Source organism: Chryseomicrobium imtechense (assembly GCF_041475995.1).
Classification (GTDB): domain Bacteria; phylum Bacillota; class Bacilli; order Bacillales_A; family Planococcaceae; genus Chryseomicrobium; species Chryseomicrobium aureum.
The window spans coordinates 1-1,345 of record NZ_JBGOBM010000031.1 but is presented as its reverse complement, the minus strand read 5'-3'; the positions used below and the strand labels follow the sequence as shown (position 1 = coordinate 1,345).

The following is a 1,345-nucleotide window of genomic DNA, read 5'->3' as shown; positions in this document are numbered from 1 at the left end:
TTTGGTTAAGTCCTCGATCGATTAGTATTCGTCAGCTCCACGTGTCGCCACGCTTCCACCCCGAACCTATCTACCTCATCGTCTTTGAGGGATCTTACTTACTTGCGTAATGGGAAATCTCATCTTGAGGGGGGCTTCATGCTTAGATGCTTTCAGCACTTATCCCGTCCACACATAGCTACCCAGCGATGCCTTTGGCAAGACAACTGGTACACCAGCGGTGTGTCCATCCCGGTCCTCTCGTACTAAGGACAGCTCCTCTCAAATTTCCTACGCCCACGACGGATAGGGACCGAACTGTCTCACGACGTTCTGAACCCAGCTCGCGTACCGCTTTAATGGGCGAACAGCCCAACCCTTGGGACCGACTACAGCCCCAGGATGCGATGAGCCGACATCGAGGTGCCAAACCTCCCCGTCGATGTGGACTCTTGGGGGAGATAAGCCTGTTATCCCCGGGGTAGCTTTTATCCGTTGAGCGATGGCCCTTCCATGCGGAACCACCGGATCACTAAGCCCGTCTTTCGACCCTGCTCGACTTGTAGGTCTCGCAGTCAAGCTCCCTTCTGCCTTTACACTCTTCGAATGATTTCCAACCATTCTGAGGGAACCTTTGGGCGCCTCCGTTACACTTTAGGAGGCGACCGCCCCAGTCAAACTGTCCGCCTGACACTGTCTCCTGCCCGGGTCACGGGCATGGGTTAGAACTTCAATACAACCAGGGTAGTATCCCACCGACGCCTCCTCCGAAGCTGGCGCTCCGGGCTCTTAGGCTCCTACCTATCCTGTACAAGTTGCACCAAAGTTCAATATCAGGCTACAGTAAAGCTCCACGGGGTCTTTCCGTCCTGTCGCGGGTAACCTGCATCTTCACAGGTACTATAATTTCACCGAGTCTCTCGTTGAGACAGTGCCCAGATCGTTACGCCTTTCGTGCGGGTCGGAACTTACCCGACAAGGAATTTCGCTACCTTAGGACCGTTATAGTTACGGCCGCCGTTTACTGGGGCTTCAATTCGCACCTTCGCTTGCGCTAAGCACTCCTCTTAACCTTCCAGCACCGGGCAGGCGTCAGCCCCTATACGTCACCTTACGGTTTTGCAGAGACCTGTGTTTTTGCTAAACAGTCGCCTGGGCCTATTCACTGCGGCTCTCTCGGGCTTTCACCCTGTCAGAGCACCCCTTCTCCCGAAGTTACGGGGTCATTTTGCCGAGTTCCTTAACGAGAGTTCACTCGCTCACCTTAGGATTCTCTCCTCGACCACCTGTGTCGGTTTGCGGTACGGGCACCTCCCGCCTCGCTAGAGGCTTTTCTTGGCAGCGTGAAATCAGAAACTTCGGACTA

General features: G+C 54.6%; 1 rRNA gene. It reads right to left on the bottom strand.

The features are described from left to right. Position 1: 1 nt before the first annotated feature. Positions 2–1,345, bottom strand: a 23S ribosomal RNA gene (locus tag AB5N96_RS13395); the annotation flags it as partial.